17 protein-coding genes are annotated in these 16,259 nt (G+C 37.2%); 10 read left to right on the forward strand and 7 right to left on the reverse strand.

From position 1 onward, the window contains the following. Window positions 1–29: 29 nt before the first annotated feature. The 6 genes from ASG01_RS08450 to lpxB all read right to left on the reverse strand — a co-directional run bounded on the left by ASG01_RS08450 (window position 30) and on the right by lpxB (window position 7,181). A complete protein-coding gene (locus tag ASG01_RS08450) occupies window positions 30–797 on the reverse strand; it encodes a succinate dehydrogenase/fumarate reductase iron-sulfur subunit (protein ID WP_055862661.1) in 768 nt (255 codons plus the stop codon). A gap of 24 nt (window positions 798–821) precedes the next feature. Next, window positions 822–1,397, reverse strand: a complete 576-nt coding sequence (locus tag ASG01_RS08455; RefSeq protein ID WP_055862663.1) for a hypothetical protein — start codon at window positions 1,395–1,397, stop codon at window positions 822–824. A 5-nt stretch (window positions 1,398–1,402) separates the two neighbouring features. After that, entirely contained in the window at window positions 1,403–3,415 is a 2,013-nt protein-coding gene (locus ASG01_RS08460; RefSeq protein WP_055862665.1) for a fumarate reductase/succinate dehydrogenase flavoprotein subunit, read from the reverse strand. Between the two features lie 11 nt (window positions 3,416–3,426). Then, a complete protein-coding gene (locus tag ASG01_RS08465; protein ID WP_055862668.1) occupies window positions 3,427–4,092 on the reverse strand; it encodes a succinate dehydrogenase cytochrome b subunit in 666 nt (221 codons plus the stop codon). Window positions 4,093–4,220: 128 nt separating this feature from the next. Further along, the gene (locus ASG01_RS08470) at window positions 4,221–5,906 is read right to left on the reverse strand and encodes a ComEC/Rec2 family competence protein (RefSeq protein WP_238584530.1); all 1,686 of its coding nucleotides are present in this window, start codon (window positions 5,904–5,906) and stop codon (window positions 4,221–4,223) included. A gap of 168 nt (window positions 5,907–6,074) precedes the next feature. Then, a complete protein-coding gene (gene lpxB / locus ASG01_RS08475) occupies window positions 6,075–7,181 on the reverse strand; it encodes a lipid-A-disaccharide synthase (protein WP_055862672.1) in 1,107 nt (368 codons plus the stop codon). 78 nt (window positions 7,182–7,259) lie between these two features. Between lpxB and ASG01_RS08480 the strand changes: the two genes are divergently transcribed. Both ASG01_RS08480 and ASG01_RS08485 read left to right on the forward strand, forming a co-directional pair. Continuing rightward, the gene (locus ASG01_RS08480; RefSeq protein ID WP_055862674.1) at window positions 7,260–7,769 is read left to right on the forward strand and encodes a DUF2480 family protein; all 510 of its coding nucleotides are present in this window, start codon (window positions 7,260–7,262) and stop codon (window positions 7,767–7,769) included. A gap of 69 nt (window positions 7,770–7,838) precedes the next feature. Continuing rightward, the gene (locus ASG01_RS08485; RefSeq protein WP_055862676.1) at window positions 7,839–8,489 is read left to right on the forward strand and encodes a DUF937 domain-containing protein; all 651 of its coding nucleotides are present in this window, start codon (window positions 7,839–7,841) and stop codon (window positions 8,487–8,489) included. A gap of 53 nt (window positions 8,490–8,542) precedes the next feature. On the opposite strand, the gene ASG01_RS15720 is transcribed toward ASG01_RS08485, so the two are convergent. After that, window positions 8,543–8,659, reverse strand: coding sequence for a 30S ribosomal protein THX (locus tag ASG01_RS15720; RefSeq protein WP_082498328.1), 117 nt, complete (start codon window positions 8,657–8,659; stop codon window positions 8,543–8,545). Between the two features lie 176 nt (window positions 8,660–8,835). Here ASG01_RS15720 and ASG01_RS08490 point away from each other — a divergent pair, with 176 nt between their 5' ends. The 8 genes from ASG01_RS08490 (at window position 8,836) to ASG01_RS08525 (ending at window position 16,258) form a co-directional block, all read left to right on the forward strand. After that, complete coding sequence (locus ASG01_RS08490) at window positions 8,836–9,435, forward strand: DUF2975 domain-containing protein (RefSeq protein ID WP_055862678.1); 600 nt, start codon at window positions 8,836–8,838, stop codon at window positions 9,433–9,435. Window positions 9,436–9,438: 3 nt separating this feature from the next. Beyond that, window positions 9,439–9,645 (forward strand): helix-turn-helix domain-containing protein, encoded by a 207-nt coding sequence (locus tag ASG01_RS08495; RefSeq protein WP_055862680.1) that lies wholly within the window; start codon window positions 9,439–9,441, stop codon window positions 9,643–9,645. An 83-nt stretch (window positions 9,646–9,728) separates the two neighbouring features. Next, window positions 9,729–11,921, forward strand: coding sequence for a S41 family peptidase (locus ASG01_RS08500; RefSeq protein WP_055862682.1), 2,193 nt, complete (start codon window positions 9,729–9,731; stop codon window positions 11,919–11,921). A 54-nt stretch (window positions 11,922–11,975) separates the two neighbouring features. Beyond that, a complete protein-coding gene (locus tag ASG01_RS08505; protein WP_055862684.1) occupies window positions 11,976–12,407 on the forward strand; it encodes an ankyrin repeat domain-containing protein in 432 nt (143 codons plus the stop codon). A 139-nt stretch (window positions 12,408–12,546) separates the two neighbouring features. Beyond that, window positions 12,547–14,301: an aspartate--tRNA ligase gene (gene aspS / locus ASG01_RS08510; RefSeq protein WP_055862686.1), complete on the forward strand. Its 1,755-nt coding sequence runs from the start codon at window positions 12,547–12,549 to the stop codon at window positions 14,299–14,301. A gap of 123 nt (window positions 14,302–14,424) precedes the next feature. Beyond that, window positions 14,425–14,859, forward strand: a complete 435-nt coding sequence (locus tag ASG01_RS08515; protein ID WP_131725351.1) for a hypothetical protein — start codon at window positions 14,425–14,427, stop codon at window positions 14,857–14,859. Between the two features lie 10 nt (window positions 14,860–14,869). Then, on the forward strand, window positions 14,870–15,415 hold the full coding sequence (locus tag ASG01_RS08520) for a hypothetical protein (RefSeq protein ID WP_055862690.1): 546 nt from the start codon (window positions 14,870–14,872) through the stop codon (window positions 15,413–15,415). A gap of 57 nt (window positions 15,416–15,472) precedes the next feature. Beyond that, the gene (locus tag ASG01_RS08525; protein ID WP_055862692.1) at window positions 15,473–16,258 is read left to right on the forward strand and encodes a Ku protein; all 786 of its coding nucleotides are present in this window, start codon (window positions 15,473–15,475) and stop codon (window positions 16,256–16,258) included. Window position 16,259: the final 1 nt, after the last annotated feature.

Consider the following 16,259-nt stretch of genomic DNA (forward strand, 5'->3'; position numbering starts at 1 on the left):
ACGATTTGAAAATTTATCATAAAAAAGAATTATCCGCGGTCTGCATAAGCCGTGATGTATTCTCTGTTCATTCTTGCGATGTTTTCAAGAGAAATTCCTTTCGGGCATTCTACTTCACATGCTCCGGTGTTTGAACAGTTTCCGAAACCTTCTTCGTCCATTGCTTTCACCATATTCAAAACTCTGCGTTTTGCTTCTACTCTACCTTGGGGTAAAAGTGCGTACTGAGAAACTTTAGCACCAACGAATAACATTGCAGAACCGTTCTTACATGAAGCTACGCAGGCACCACAAGCGATACAGGCTGCTGCATCCATTGCTTTGTCTGCATCTTCTTTAGGAACTGGAATTGCGTTGGCATCCAAAGTATTTCCTGATGTGTTTACTGAAATAAATCCTCCTGCAGCCATTACACGGTCAAATGCACCACGGTCTACAATTAAATCTTTAATTACAGGGAACGCAGCACTTCTCCAAGGTTCGATAACAATAGTTTCACCGTCTTTGAACATTCTCATGTGCAGCTGACAAGTGGTAATTCCTGTATCCGGACCGTGCGCTCTACCGTTGATGTATAATGAACACATCCCACAGATTCCTTCACGACAGTCGTGGTCGAAAGCGATTGGTTCTTTCCCTTCGTTGATCAGATTTTCGTTCAGCATATCCAGCATTTCAAGAAATGAAGAATCTGTAGAAACGTCTGCTATTTTATAGGTCTCAAACTGACCTTTAGTTTTATTATTTTTTTGTCTCCAAATTTTCAGCGTAAGATGTAAGCCTTTTTTTGCACTCATAATTTTTTATTTATAGGTTGGAGATTATTTACTCGGTTTGTCTGCATTCTCAAATTTCATATCTGAAGATAAGACTGCAATTTTTTTTGACTTGTTGTTTTTAAGCTCCTGATATTTCTGCATTGCACCAGCAATATTTTGAGATTTATCGTCTGCAGATGGCACATACAGCATTTTATCGTCGTTCTTCACAACTTTATAGAAAATTTGCTTATCGCGATATTCTGTAGGCTTCATAGGTTTCAAATTTACACCTGCTACAAAAGCTCCCATTTGCCCTTCCGCGTTGATTACATATACAGAATTTGGTTCAAGATTGGCTTCAATATAATCTCTGTTTTCTGAAGTTGCCCAGAAAAGATGCTCACCCGGTTCGCATTCATATACAAGATATTTTCCGGTCGGTATTGCTCCTAGAAATTTATCTTTATCATAAATCCTGAAGTTCACCATTAATCCGGCACCCGTTTTCATTACGTAAACTAAAGATTTTCCTTCAGACGGTTTGTCGATGGCCTGCGTCGTTACTTTCTGTGCGTATACTGAAGTCATTGTAACTGAAAAAATCAGCAATAACAGTACTTTTTTTAAACTCTCCATATCTGTTATTTATAGCTTCTTGCTTTTACTTCGATATTCTCATAGATCAAATCTTCTTTGTGCAGTACTTCCTGCTTAATATCATTCCCCTGATATTCCCAGGCTCCAACATATTTGAAGTTTTCATCATCTCTTTCTGCCTCACCTTCCGGCGTCGCGTGATCTTCTCTGAAGTGACCTCCACAAGATTCGTTTCTGTGTAATGCATCGATGGCCATCAACTGACCCAATTCGATGAAATCGGCAACACGAAATGCTTTCTCAAGCTCAGTATTCATTCCGACAGCATCTCCGGGAACTTTTACGTTTTTCCAGAAGTCGTTTTTCACCTGTTCGATCTCACTGATCGCTTCTCTTAAACCTTCCGGCGTTCTTCCCATTCCTACTTTGTTCCACATAATGTGACCCAACTGCTTATGGAAATGATCTACCGAATGAGTTCCTTTATTATTTAAGAAGAAATCTACTTTTTCTTTTATTTCTTTTTCAGCTTCATCAAAAGCCGGCGCCGTCACAGGAATCGCACCTGTTCTGATGTCTGCCGAAAGATAATCTGCGATCGTGTATGGCAAAACAAAATATCCGTCTGCCAAGCCCTGCATCAAAGCAGAAGCTCCAAGTCTGTTGGCTCCGTGATCTGAGAAATTTGCTTCTCCCACAACAAAACATCCAGGAATTGTTGACTGCAGATTGTAATCTACCCAAACACCACCCATTGTATAGTGTACCGCAGGATAAATTTTCATCGGAGTTTTGTAAGGATCGTCTGCCGTAATTTTTTCGTACATCACGAACAGGTTACCGTATTTCTCCTCTACCCAACTTTTACCTAAATCGTACAGTTGCTGTTCGGTAGGATTCTGAATATGCTTTTCGATAGCCGATTCTTTACCTTTTTTCATAATTTCTGTAGAGAAATCAAGGTAAACACCTTCCTGAGTATCATTATTTTCGATTCCGAAACCTGCATCACAACGCTCTTTAGCAGCTCTGGAAGCAACGTCTCTAGGCACAAGATTTCCAAAAGCCGGATATCTTCTTTCCAAATAATAATCTCTATCTTCTTCTTTAATACTTTCCGCACGAAGTTTTCCTTCACGAATAGCTACCGCATCTTCAATCTTTTTCGGAACCCAGATTCTTCCTGAGTTTCTTAATGATTCTGACATCAAAGTCAGTTTAGACTGCTGCGTTCCGTGAACAGGAATACAGGTAGGGTGAATCTGTACATAACAAGGATTTGCGAAATACGCTCCTCTCTTATGAATCTTCCACGCCGCAGAAACATTTGATCCCATTGCATTTGTAGAAAGGAAATATACGTTTCCATAACCGCCGGAAGCAATAACCACTGCGTGTGCAGAATGTCTTTCGATTTCTCCGGTAACTAAATTTCTTGCGATAATTCCTCGTGCTTTTCCGTCTACAATCACCAAATCCAACATCTCGTGACGGTTATACATTTTCACACGTCCTTTACCGATTTGTCTGCTTAACGCGGAGTAAGCTCCCAGTAAAAGCTGCTGACCGGTTTGCCCTTTCGCATAGAAAGTTCTTTTTACCTGTACACCACCGAAAGATCTGTTATCAAGCTGCCCGCCGTATTCTCTACCAAACGGAACTCCCTGAGCCACACACTGGTCGATAATATTTGCTGAAACTTCAGCCAATCTGTAAACATTGGCTTCTCTTGCGCGGTAATCTCCACCTTTAATTGTATCATAGAACAATCTGTATGTAGAGTCACCATCACCCTGATAATTTTTAGCAGCATTAATACCACCCTGAGCCGCAATTGAATGCGCTCTACGTGGAGAATCCTGATAACAGAAAGCTTTTACATTGTAACCTTGCTCTGCCAAAGTTGCTGCTGCCGAACCACCGGCCAAACCTGTTCCCACAACAATGATATCAATTTTATCACGGTTGTTTGGCGCAACGAGGTTCATATGGTCTTTATGATTTTTCCATTTGTCTTTTAACGGACCTCCAGGAATTTTTGAATCTAATTTACTCATAGTATTTTATGCTATAATTGAGTTACATAATGATAAACTGCGACGAAGATAAACCCAAGCGGAATCAAAACTGAATACCAGTTTCCGAATGCTCTGATGACAGGAGTATACTTTGGATGTCTCGCCCCAACTGACTGAAATGAAGACTGAAAACCATGCGCCAGGTGAAGACCAAGCAATACAAAAGCAACGACATAAAGCACCACTCTCCAAAGATCTTTAAACTTGTGCTGAAGTTCTGCATAATATCTTGTCTCATCAGCAACCTGCGGATTCAGGTATTTGTAGCTGATTTCAGGGAACCAAAAATCGTAAAAATGCAGTGCAAAAAACGCCAGAATTACCGCACCGGAGATGATCATATTTCTAGACATCCATGTAGAGTTTGCCGAGCCATTGTTCATGTTATACCCGATCGGCCTTGCGCTTCTGTTTCTGATCTCAAGAATGAAACCCATCACAAAATGGAAAACCACTGCAAACATCAAAATCGGCTGCATCACAAACTGTATCAGAGGATTATATCCCATGAAATGCGATGCTGTATTGAAAGCATGTGCACCAAAAACCGAAGTCATATTGGTGGACAAATGCGTTACCAAAAAGATCAGCAAAAACATCGCAGACAATGCCATTGCATATTTTCTACCTATCGTAGAACTTGTTAAACCCGCCATATACGTTCAAATTTGAATTTGTACAAAATTATGAATTGTAAACTGTAGATAAAAATGAGAAATCTCACTATTTTTCAGTTTGTAATACTTCTAAATAAGATTTCGTTGCGAATATTTAAAAGCGAAAATCATCGCAAATCATACGTTTTTCCGTTAAAAACTACCTTGTCAGATTTGCCGGAAGTTTCTTTTATCTGAAAACTTTTTATCCTTCGAGAAGCGACATAAGGATTGATTATATACTGATTTATTTTATCTGAATTTTCAGTTTCCGGAATAAAAAAACATGCTGTATTTCCTATCTTTAAAGATACGATTTTTTCTTTTTTAAACTGATGAACCAGCATTTCATTTTTTAAACTTTCATTTAAATTAAAACCTGTTTTCACCATCACAAAAAGCAAAACTGCACACACAAAATTCGAAATATTTTTAACTGAAAATTTTATCAGAACAAATCTCAGAAAGTAAACAGCAGCGAACGCTGCCGCAACCTCAGTAAGATTCATAGCAACGTTTTCGAAAAACACTTTCTCAAAACCGGCAAACCAGTGAATAATTTTTAAAAGAAATAAAATCAAATAATCATAGATGATAAAAATAAAATTAATATCGATTCCCACCGCGATAAAACCCGTCAGTACGAAAGAAAATACAATCACAATTTCAGAAAGCGGAACGATGAATAAATTGGCAGGAATCGAAATAAACGAAAACTGATGAAAATAATATAAAACCAGCGGAACCGTCGCCAACTGCGCAGCGAGCGAAATCGAAACAGTATTGTAAAATACCTTTTTTATCCGGTTATCCTGTCGTGGAAGCAGTTTTAAAATAGGCTGATTGAGCCAGAAAATCCCTAAAACAGCCAAAAAACTCAGCTGAAAACCCACATCAAAAAGCTGCTGTGTGTCCGCAAATAAAATGATCAGTGCCGAAAGTGATAGTGCATGCAAAAAATCAGGTTTTCGCTGCAAAAGAACATAAGAAAAATAGACCGTAAGCATCATGCTGGATCGTACTACCGAACTCCCAAAACCGATAAATGCCGTGAAAAACCAGATGAAAAGAAGACTGGAAATGATTGCGTATTTTCTGAATCTCAATGGAGAAAAACGAGTCATCAGATAATAAAAGATACCGAAAACTATGACTATATGCGTCCCCGAAATGGCGAGGAAATGCACCAAACCCGATCTGTTGAAGTCGCGTACCGTCTCAGAATCCATTTCGGTGCGGTCGGCTAGAATAATGCCTTTCAGAAACTCACGGCTTTGTGCGGACATCGGCGTACTGTTTATTTTCTGTAAAACATCGAGCCGGTTCTGCCTTATTTTTTCTTCAAAAGTCAAATCTTTTCGCTCGGCAATTTCAATGTTTTCAGAAATATAACATTGTACGGCAATATTTTTCCGCTGGAGATATTTTGAATAATCAAACTGAAAATCGTGCTGTGGTTTTTGTGGGGAAGTAACGAAAGCTTTTGCTTTGTAAAAATGCCGGAAATCGAGTTCTTCATTTTCCTTGGGAATAAAAACAACGGCATTTAAAGTTTGATTTCCTGAAATAATTTCGGCTTCGTATTTTTTATTTTTCTCGCTGGAATTGAGCTTTTTAGTGATTTTAAATACAATTTCATGATTGCTGTTTTCTGTAGAATTTTTAATCTGATTGAAATTAAAATAATGCATTACAGTGCCCAAACCGAAGAAAAGCAAACCGAGAAAATACGGCCGCAAAGTCTGAAAGATGAAATGTCTAAGTAAAAGTGTAACTGAGGAAAAGAAGATAAAGATCACAGAAAAAATAATCATCTGTAAACCTTTCAGGAAAAAATAATCCTGAAAAAAAATGCCGAGAATAAAACATATGGCAAGAATGAGAAGCGGCTGGCGGTTCAATTTATTTCATCATTTGTGTTTCAAATGTAAAAAATTTTCCGTTTGCCTGAACTTTATTTTTTTTAGACGAAAATATCTGACTTACAAACCGCTCACGATAATATCTGCGGCTTTTTCGCTAGCGCCGCTTCCACCAAGCTTCTCTCTAAGCGCTGCAAAGTCATCCAGCATAACTTCTCTTTTTTCGCCGGAAATAATTTTCTGCAGTTCGGAAACCAGATTTTCAGTCGTCAGTTCTTCCTGAATTAATTCCTTCACCACTTCGCGATCCATAATGAGATTGACAAGCGAAATATATTTGATGTGCTTCACCAGTCTTTTGGCAATCGCGTACGAAATTTTGCTGCCGCGATAGCAAACCACTTCCGGAATTTTCAACAGAGCGGTTTCCAATGTTGCGGTGCCAGACGTGACAAGTGCGGCTTTCGAACAACGCAATAAATCATAGGTTTTATTGGAAACAAAATGCACGTTTTTATCAGTAAATTTCTGATAGAATTCTTTTTCTAAACTTGGGGCGCCGGCGATCACAAATTGATATTCCGGAAAATGTGACCGAACAGAAAGCATAATTTCCAGCATTTTTTCAACTTCCTGCTTTCGTGATCCGGGCAAAAGGGCAATAATCTCTTTATCACTAAGCTGATGTTCTTTTTTAAAATTTTCAGGAGAAATATCTTTTAAACCGGATATCGCATCCAGCAAAGGATGGCCAACAAAATGAGCGTCAACCCGATGTTTTTTGTAAAAATCCTGCTCAAATGGCAAAATGACAAGCATTTCATCGACATATTTTCTGATCGTCTCAACGCGACCTTCTTTCCACGCCCAAAGCTGCGGCGAAATATAATACACAACTTTTATCCCAAGTTCTCTCGCAAATTTCGCAATGCGCAGATTGAATCCCGGATAATCAATGAGAATCAAAACATCCGGTCTGTTTTTCGTGATATCTTCTTTGCAGAATTTAATGTTTCGGAGAATTGTTTTTAGATTTAAAGCCACTTCCAGAAAACCCATAAAAGCAAGATCGCGGTAATGTTTTACCGGTTTGCCACCGACTTTTTCCATCAGATCACCGCCCCAAAAACGAAATTCTGCATCGGGATCTTTCGCCAAAATAGATTTCATCAGATTGCTGCCGTGGAGATCGCCGGAAGCCTCGCCGGCAATGAGATAATATTTCATTTCGATAACAATGATAGAGACAAATAAGCCCCGAGAACGGATCTTAATTTGTAAGTTTGTGTAAAGATAATGATAAAAATGTCAGAAGAATTTGAAATAAAAAATAAAGTCGCAGACAGCGGTCTTGTCAATTTTGATCTTGCAGATCTCTGGCCAAAAGGCGCACGAATCGGGATTGATCTTAAAGATTTTCTATTCATGGAAATGGTTTTAAAGGAAAAAGATTTCCGTGAGAAAGTGGCCGCCATTGATGTCGAAATTTACAGAAATACGTTTGTTTATATCTATAATTCGGCAGATGCGATTGTTCCGCTCTGGGCCTATTTTCTGCTGACGGCAAAACTAAGCGGAAGTGCGAGAAAAGTAGTTTACGGAAATCAAAATGATTTGGAAATGATCCTGATGCACGATACGGTTTCTGCTTATAATTTTGAACAGTTGCGCGGGAAAAGAGTTTTGGTAAAAGGCTGCACCGACAAAAATATTCCAGAAAATGCGTACGTAGAGCTTGTAGAAAAACTGCAGCCCGTCGTAAAATCGCTGATGTTTGGAGAAGCCTGCTCTAATGTTCCTATTTTAAAAAATTAAATAAGAATTTTCGTTTATCGAGTTTGGCAGTTTATTTTCTTTAAAACTTTTAAATCAAAACAAAAAAATATGAATTTATCAGACTTACTTACCGGAAACACGGGAAACGACGTTGCTCAAAAGGCCGAACAGAAATTCGGAATCAGCAAAAATCAAGTTATCGCGCTGATGGCAGTCGCAGCGCCGCTCATTATTTCATATCTGAAAAATAAATCTCAGGATGCAAATGAAGCTGAAGCTTTGAATAAAACGCTCGACAAACATCATAACGGAAATATTCTGGATGACACATCTGAGCTTGAAAACCGGCAGGAAGAAGGAAATTCTATTCTATCGCACATTTTCGGGAATCAGAAAAATACGGTAGAAAATAAACTGGCAGATACCACAGGGATTTCAATGGATAAAATCGGGCCTATTTTGGCAATGTTGGCGCCTGTAATCATGGGTTTCATCGGCAAACAGAAACAGCAGAATAATGTTCAGGCTGGTGGTATGGGCGATTTGCTTGGCGGAATTTTAGGAAATTTTGGTGGAGCTTCCGGTGGATCAAATCCTTTAAGTGATATTTTAGGAGGCGTTTTAGGCGGAAACAAAGGCGAATCGGGAAATTCTATAGGAGATATTCTCGGAAATATTCTAGGTGGCGACAGCAAAGATCCGAACAAAAAAGAAGGTGGCGGAATTGGCGACGTTCTTGGAGGAATTTTCGGCAAATAATTTGTTCGGCATATCAATAAAAAAATCCCGCAGAATTTCTCTGCGGGATTTTTTTAGCTCTTCTCCTTTTCAGAAGACTGCGTTTCTTTGGAAGCTTTTCTCAGCCTTCTCTTGCCGTAGCTTCCGTTGTTGATTTTTCCTCTTTTTGATTTTTTATCTCCTTTTCCCATAATAAATTATTTTGTTGAGTGTAATTTACGCAAAATAATTTAAAGCTACCGTTCTAAGCTGTAAATGATGAGTAAAGAAAAACTATTTTTATAATTAAATATCGTAATATGATAATTAATTATATATTTGCAATAAATCAAAGTAAAATTTATAAAACACTTTTATACCAGTTATCATGAAAATTATCGGACGAAATTCGGCTTCTACCTACATCAGTTACGCTTTGCTTACTCTAAGTATCATTTTTTCTATCATCTACATTTACGAAATATTCGGTTTGTCTGTCCTGTATTACAACTTCAGAACCGGAAGTCACATTCTGAACAGTTTTTTTCTTCTGAATGAAGATGTGGGCTGGTCACACAATAAATGGACAAACACGATGGATGGTCTCCTTAAATTTAAAATTTACCTACCGTTTACCTCTCAAAATCTGCTCACAGGAGTATTTGAACCAAATTTTATTTATACGAAAATCGTTTCCGGTCTGTATATCACTCTGTTTGCCTTTTTCAGTTCGAAGATTTTTAAGGAAATTTCATCACAAAAAGTTTTTAACAGAAATGCTATTGTCTGGCTTAAGAGATTCGCTTGGCTTAATATCTTTTTTACATTAATTTTAAACTCAATCGCTGGGTTTATTAGTGCCGGTCATATTTTCGCTACAACATTCAATGGATTTTCATATCTGTTTTTCGGAATTTTAATTTTGTTCGTCACTGAGTTTTTCAAAAAAGGCTATGAACTTCAGTCTGAAAATGATTTAACCATATAAACTATGCCGATTATCATCAACGTAGACGTCATGCTGGCGAAAAGGAAAATGCAGTCGCAGGAACTTGCCGAGAAAATCGGGATCACGCAGGCCAACCTTTCAATCCTGAAAACCGGAAAAGCAAAAGCCGTAAAACTTTCTACGCTGGAAGCCATTTGCGAAGTTTTGGATTGTCAGCCCGGTGACCTTCTGGAATTTAAAAAAGACTGAAAATGATCGAATTATTACTTTTCATTTTGAAATTTGTCGCAGGAATTTTAGCTTAAAAAATTAATTTTTAATAAAAAAAAACAATGAAAAAACTATTTTTCATTTTAACCGTAATGATCTTTTCTAATATCTTTTCACAAAAAAAGACCGAAAATCTAAATTTTGAAAAGACCGAAAATAATCTTCCGAAAGGCTGGGAAATTATCGGTGAAGGCAAGGCGCAGGTTTCTATTGATTCTGTTATAAAAAAAGAAGGTTCTGCAGCTTTGAAAATCGAATCCGGCGACAGTAATGGTTTTAAAGGGATTTCACTCGCACTTCCGGAAAACTATGAAGGGAAAGAAATCAAACTTTCCGGCTACATAAAGACTGAGAATGTTACCGACGGTTTTGCCAGTTTGTGGATGAGAATCGATCCTAAAATCGCGTTTGATAACATGCAAAATACAGATTTGAAAGGCACAACCGACTGGAAAAAATATGAAATCACCTTAAAAATGTCGCCGGAAGAAACGACTAAAATTGTTTTTGGAGCTTTGCTTGCCGGCTCGGGAACAATTTGGGTTGACGATATGAAAATTACGGTTGACGGAAAAGATATTGAAAACGCAAAAATTTTTGAAAAGAAACTGGTGAAAGCCGATCTGGATAAAGAATTTGACGGCGGTTCTAAAATCAGCAACATTGATCTGGATAAAAACAATACAGAAAACCTTAAAAATCTGGGGTTAATCTGGGGATATCTGAAATATTATCATCCAAATATCGCTAAAGGAAATTACAACTGGGATTATGAACTTTTCAGAATTCTGCCAAAAATTAATAAAAAAACCAAAGCTGAAAATGACAGAATTTTTATCAGCTGGATTAAAAGTCTGGGAAATTATCCGATTTCTAAAAATAAAGATGCAGATGAAAAAAACATTAAAATAAAACCGGATTTAGAGTGGATTTCCAATTCGGGGTTTTCTGATGAACTGCGCGGTTTACTGCTCAATTTAAAAAACGCAGAACGGCCGAAAACCAATTATTATGTTGGTTTTTTTGAAGGCGTAAATAATCCTGATTTTAAAAATGAAAAAACGTACGAAAACATGCCGTATCCAGACGAAGGTTTTCGTTTGCTTTCGCTGTATCGCTACTGGAATATTATTCAGTATTATTTTCCGTACAAAAATCTGATTGAAGAAGACTGGAAAAAGGTGCTTCCGGAGTTTATTCCTAAATTTTTAAAAGCAGAAAACACGTCTGAATACACTTTGGCGACATTGGAAATCATCGCAAGAATTCATGATACTCATGCAAATGTTTGGGGAAATAATAAATACGTCAATCAGTTTTTTGGCGAACGTTATCCACCGGTGAAAATTACTTTTGCCGAAAGTAAAGCAGTTGTGAAAGAGTATTTTAAAGAAGATCTAGGCAAAGAAAGCGGACTGCAGAAAGGCGATATTATTCTGGAAGTAAACGGTTTGACAGTTGACGAGATTATTAAAAAGCAGCTAAAGTATACGGCCGCATCGAATTATCCTACGCAATTGAGAGAAGTCGCCCGAAATCTTTTGTGCAGCAATGATGAAAACATTAAAGTCAAATTTCTGAGAGACGGAACTGTGAAAAATACCACTGTAAAAACATATAAGTATTCTGAAATTGATGATGGGGAAGAAGAGAAAAAAAGAGAATTTTTCAGAATGCTTGATAAAAACATTGCCTATTTCTACATGGGAAGTGTTGATTCAAAAGAACTTCCTGCGGTTTTTGATAAGATGATAAACACTAAAGGTCTTGTGATCGATTTCAGAAGTTATCCCTCAGATTTTGTGGTGTACAAATTGGGAAAACTGTTGAAACCTGACGCTTCAGATTTTGTCAAATTCACATTTACCGCTAACAGTCAGCCTGGATTATTTATTTACACCCCGATCATTAAAGTCGAAGGTTCCGGAAAAGATGCGTACAAAGGAAAGATCGCGATTTTAATAAATGAAACTACGCAAAGCAGCGCTGAATTTCACACAATGGCTTTCCGCACCGCGCCAAATGCAAAAGTTTTTGGTTCTACTACCGCTGGAGCAGATGGAAATGTTTCACGCATCACGCTTCCCGGCAATATTTCGACAATGATAAGTGGTATCGGCGTTTACTATCCTGACGGTAAAGAAACACAGAGAATCGGTATTATTCCGGATGTTGAGGTGAAACCTACCATCGAAGGCATTAAGAATGAAAGAGATGAAGTTTTGGAAAAAGCAGTGAATTGGATAAATAATTAAGTTTATATTTATAAAAATCATTAGATTTGTAATGATATATCTAAAATAAATTTCATGAAAAAAATATTTACCACTACACTTATCGGTGTTGTTGCTTTCGCAGGAACACTTTCTGCACAGCAGGTTTCAAAGGAGCAGAGAATCGCTATACAGTCAGATAATGTAGAAACTTTTAAAAAAGCGTTTCCGAAATCTGATTATGATAAATGCCTCAGCGTAAAAGAATCTTCTACGACGATGCTTTCTTACAGCTTAAAATTTCAGAAAAATAAAATCGCTAACTTTTTGATTGCCAACAATGCTGACGTCAATAAAGCCTGTGACGGAACGACGCCTCTTATGAACGCTGCGATGTACGGCAACACAGATATGCTTAAAGCCCTGATAAGCAAAGGTGCCGATAAAAACAAAAAAAATAGCGAAGGCAAAACTGCGAAACAGCTGGCAACAGAAATGAAGCAGACCTCCTCAGCCGCAGCTCTGTAATTCTTTTCAAAAATATTTTAAAGCTTCCACATCGGAAGCTTTTTTCATGCCCATGCTTTTCTTAAAAATCTTATCTTTGCACACGAAAAATCTGGCACGTAGAGGTTTGATTTCATTTTAATTTAAACATAAAAAACCAATGTTTCGATCGCACACCAACGGAGAATTATCTCTGAAAAACCTGAATGAACAAGTAACACTTTCCGGCTGGGTACAAACCATCCGCGACAAAGGTTTTATGATTTGGATAGATTTGCGCGACCGTTACGGAATCACACAATTGTTATTGGACGAGGACAGAACTTCCAAAGAACTTCTGGAAACTGCTAAGAAACTCGGCCGTGAATTTGTCATCAAAGTTGAAGGAACCGTTATCGAACGTACTTCCAAAAATCCAAAGATTGCAACGGGCGACGTAGAAATCTTAGTTGAAAACCTTATTATTTTAAATGAGTCTCAGCTTCCACCATTCACCATAGAAGACGAAACTGACGGTGGCGAAGAACTGAGAATGAAATACAGATACCTCGACATCAGAAGAAATCCGGTAAAAGACAAATTGGTTTTCCGTCACAAAATGGCACAGAAAGTTAGAAATTATCTTTCCGAAGAAGGTTTCATCGAAGTTGAAACTCCTGTCTTAATCAAATCGACTCCGGAAGGCGCGAGAGATTTTGTTGTACCGAGCAGAATGAATCCAGGACAGTTTTACGCACTTCCACAATCGCCACAAACTTTCAAACAGTTGTTGATGGTTGGTGGAATGGATAAATATTTTCAAATCGTGAAATGTTTCCGTGACGAAGATTTGCGTGCCGACAGACAGCCGGAATTCACTCAAATCGATTGCGAAATGGCATTCGTAGAGCAGGAAGATATTATGAATGTTTTTGAAGGAATGACAAAAGTTCTCTTGAAAGACATCACCGGAAACGAATTCGGAGATTTTCCAAGAATGACTTTCGCGGATGCGATGCAGAAATACGGAAACGACAAACCGGACATCCGTTTCGGAATGGAATTCCACGAATTAAATGATTTAACAAAAGGAAAAGATTTCAAAATATTCGACGATGCAGAATTGGTAGTCGGAATCAATGTAGAAGGCATTGCAGAGTATACCAGAAAACAAATCGACGAATTGGTAAATTGGGTAAAACGCCCTCAAATCGGCGCCACAGGATTGGTTTGGATCAAATTCCAAAATGATGGCGTTGTAACTTCGTCTGTCAATAAATTCTATTCGGAAGAAGATTTAAAGAAAATTACAGAAGAATTCGGCGCAAAAGCAGGAGATTTAATTTTCGTAATGTCTGGAAATGCTGACAAAGTGAGAACACAACTTTCTGCCTTGAGAATGGAATTAGGAAACCGTCTTGGTTTAAGAAAAGGAAACGAATTTGCACCTCTTTGGGTTGTCGATTTCCCGTTGTTGGAATTTGACGAAGAAAGCGGTCGATACCACGCAATGCACCACCCTTTCACCTCTCCAAAAACCGAAGATTTTCATTTATTAGAAACTGACCCGGGAAAAGCGAGAGCCAACGCCTACGATTTGGTTTTGAACGGAAACGAAATCGGTGGTGGTTCTATCAGAATTTTTGACAGAGATTTGCAGTCGAAAATGTTTGATCTTTTAGGTTTCTCAAAAGAAGAAGCAGAAGCGCAATTCGGATTTTTGATGAATGCCTTCAAATACGGCGCCCCGCCTCACGGTGGTTTGGCTTTCGGATTTGACAGATTGGTAGCAATTCTTGACGGAAATGAAGTGATCAGAGATTACATCGCTTTTCCTAAGAACAATTCCGGGCGGGATGTAATGATCGATGCGCCTGCCGCAATTGCCGACGAACAGCTCGATGAACTCGAACTGAAATTAAATTTAAAAGCATAAATTAGAAGCGGAGATTTTTTCTCCGCTTTTTTTATGAAAATATTTATTTCAACACTTACGACTTTTGGAGCTATTTTTATATTCATAGCTATTGTATTTTTGATAATGTCATTGATAAAGAAGATGACGTATTATCCTTCAAACAGGCAAGATGAAATTTCTGATAAAATTTCTGATTGTATGTATAAGTCAGGGTTTTTCTTTTTTTGTGGTTTTGTTTGTTTTGCTCTGGCAAAAGAAATTATAAAAAAAGACTTCAAAACATCCATAAATGAAAATAAAATTATTTCTGCCCAAGTCAATGATGTTTTTTTAAGCAATGAAGATATGGAAGGTGTTTTCACTAAATTTCAGTCAACTGAAGGACGGTATATGTGCGAAAGTTATATGGGGTTTCTTGATCTTGAAAATGGTGAAACCCTACCAATTAAAATAATTAAACATTGTTATGAAAAAAACAGATTTATAATTGTTTCTAAAAAGTATAGTATTGATGCTACAATTGGTGATGTTGTCACCGATAAATTTAATTTTGCAATAACTGATTCTATAAAATAAAACTTCCTGAATGACCAACGAAATACTCATATTCAATACTCCCAACTCAGGAGAAATTTTACAAAAGATTAATCACTATGAATTCGAACGACAATGGAAAAATAATCTCAAAAAAAACAATAAAAATCTTTATTGGGGAGTAACATTTATTGCATTTGGAATTATTACTGTGCTTTTGAAAAATTATACTTTTTCAGGTTTCTTTTTCGGATTTTCTTTAGCCTCGGTTTCATCATATTTCAACTATCTGTCTCAATACAAAAAAATTAAAAAAACTTTTTACGATAAATTAGATCAAGAAATTTCCGATCTCAAGACAAATTCCAATGATGTAATCTGGGAATTTACTCCGACACATTTTGGTTTCAAAAATTATAAATCAGAATATAAATTTATCTGGGAGGAAATCACTTACTGTATTTTAGATGACCAATATCTTTATATCACAGCTTCTTCTTTTATGAATTTCATTTTAGACAAAGTCAATATTGATGAAGAAAATCTCAAAAAAACGATATATTATTTAGAAAGTAAGTCGCTATTAAAAGAAATCTAATCTTAAAACATAATTTCCCACGGCACAATCATTGTATTTTCTCTAAAAAATAAAACAATGAAAGCAATTTGGAACGGTGCCATTGGTTTTGGATTAGTGAATATTCCTGTAAAGATTTATTCTGCTACAGAAACCAGCAAACTGGATCTTGATATGCTGGATAAATCTGATTTTTCGAATATTAAATTTAAAAGAGTCAACGAAAAAACAGGCAAGGAAGTAAAGTGGGCAAACATTGTAAAAGGTTTTTTGATTGATGACAAATACGTTGTTCTTGAAGATGAAGATTACGAAGCCGCAAGTCCGGAAAAGACTAAAATTCTTTCCATTGAACATTTTGTGAAAGAAGTCGAAGTTGATTCTGTATATTTCGAAACTCCCTATTTTCTTGAGCCACAAAAGAACGGTGAAAATGCATACCGGCTTTTAATAAAAGCCTTGCAGCAAACTAAGATGGTGGGCATTGGTACATTTGTTCTCCGCGACACCGAAGCGATCGGCATGATTCGTCCTTATAATGACGATGTTCTGGTGTTAAACCGGTTGAGGTTTGATCAGGAAATAAGAGACTACAAACAGCTGAAAATACCTGCCAAAAAATCACCGAAACCTGCAGAACTGAAGATGGCAAAAAACCTGATTGAGCAGCTGTCAGAATCTTTTGATCCTACATTTTATAAAAACACTTATTCAGAAGAGCTTCTTAAAATAATTAAGAAAAAGGCAAAAGGAAAATCTGTTAAAGTGAAGAAATCTGAACCTGCAAAACAGGGAAAAGTAATTGACCTTATGGCGCAGCTAAAAGCAAGTTTACAAAGTCCTAAATCTAAAAATGCTTCCTGAT

The sequence above is a fragment of the Chryseobacterium sp. Leaf180 genome (assembly GCF_001424585.1).
In the GTDB taxonomy this organism is placed as follows: Bacteria; Bacteroidota; Bacteroidia; order Flavobacteriales; family Weeksellaceae; genus Chryseobacterium.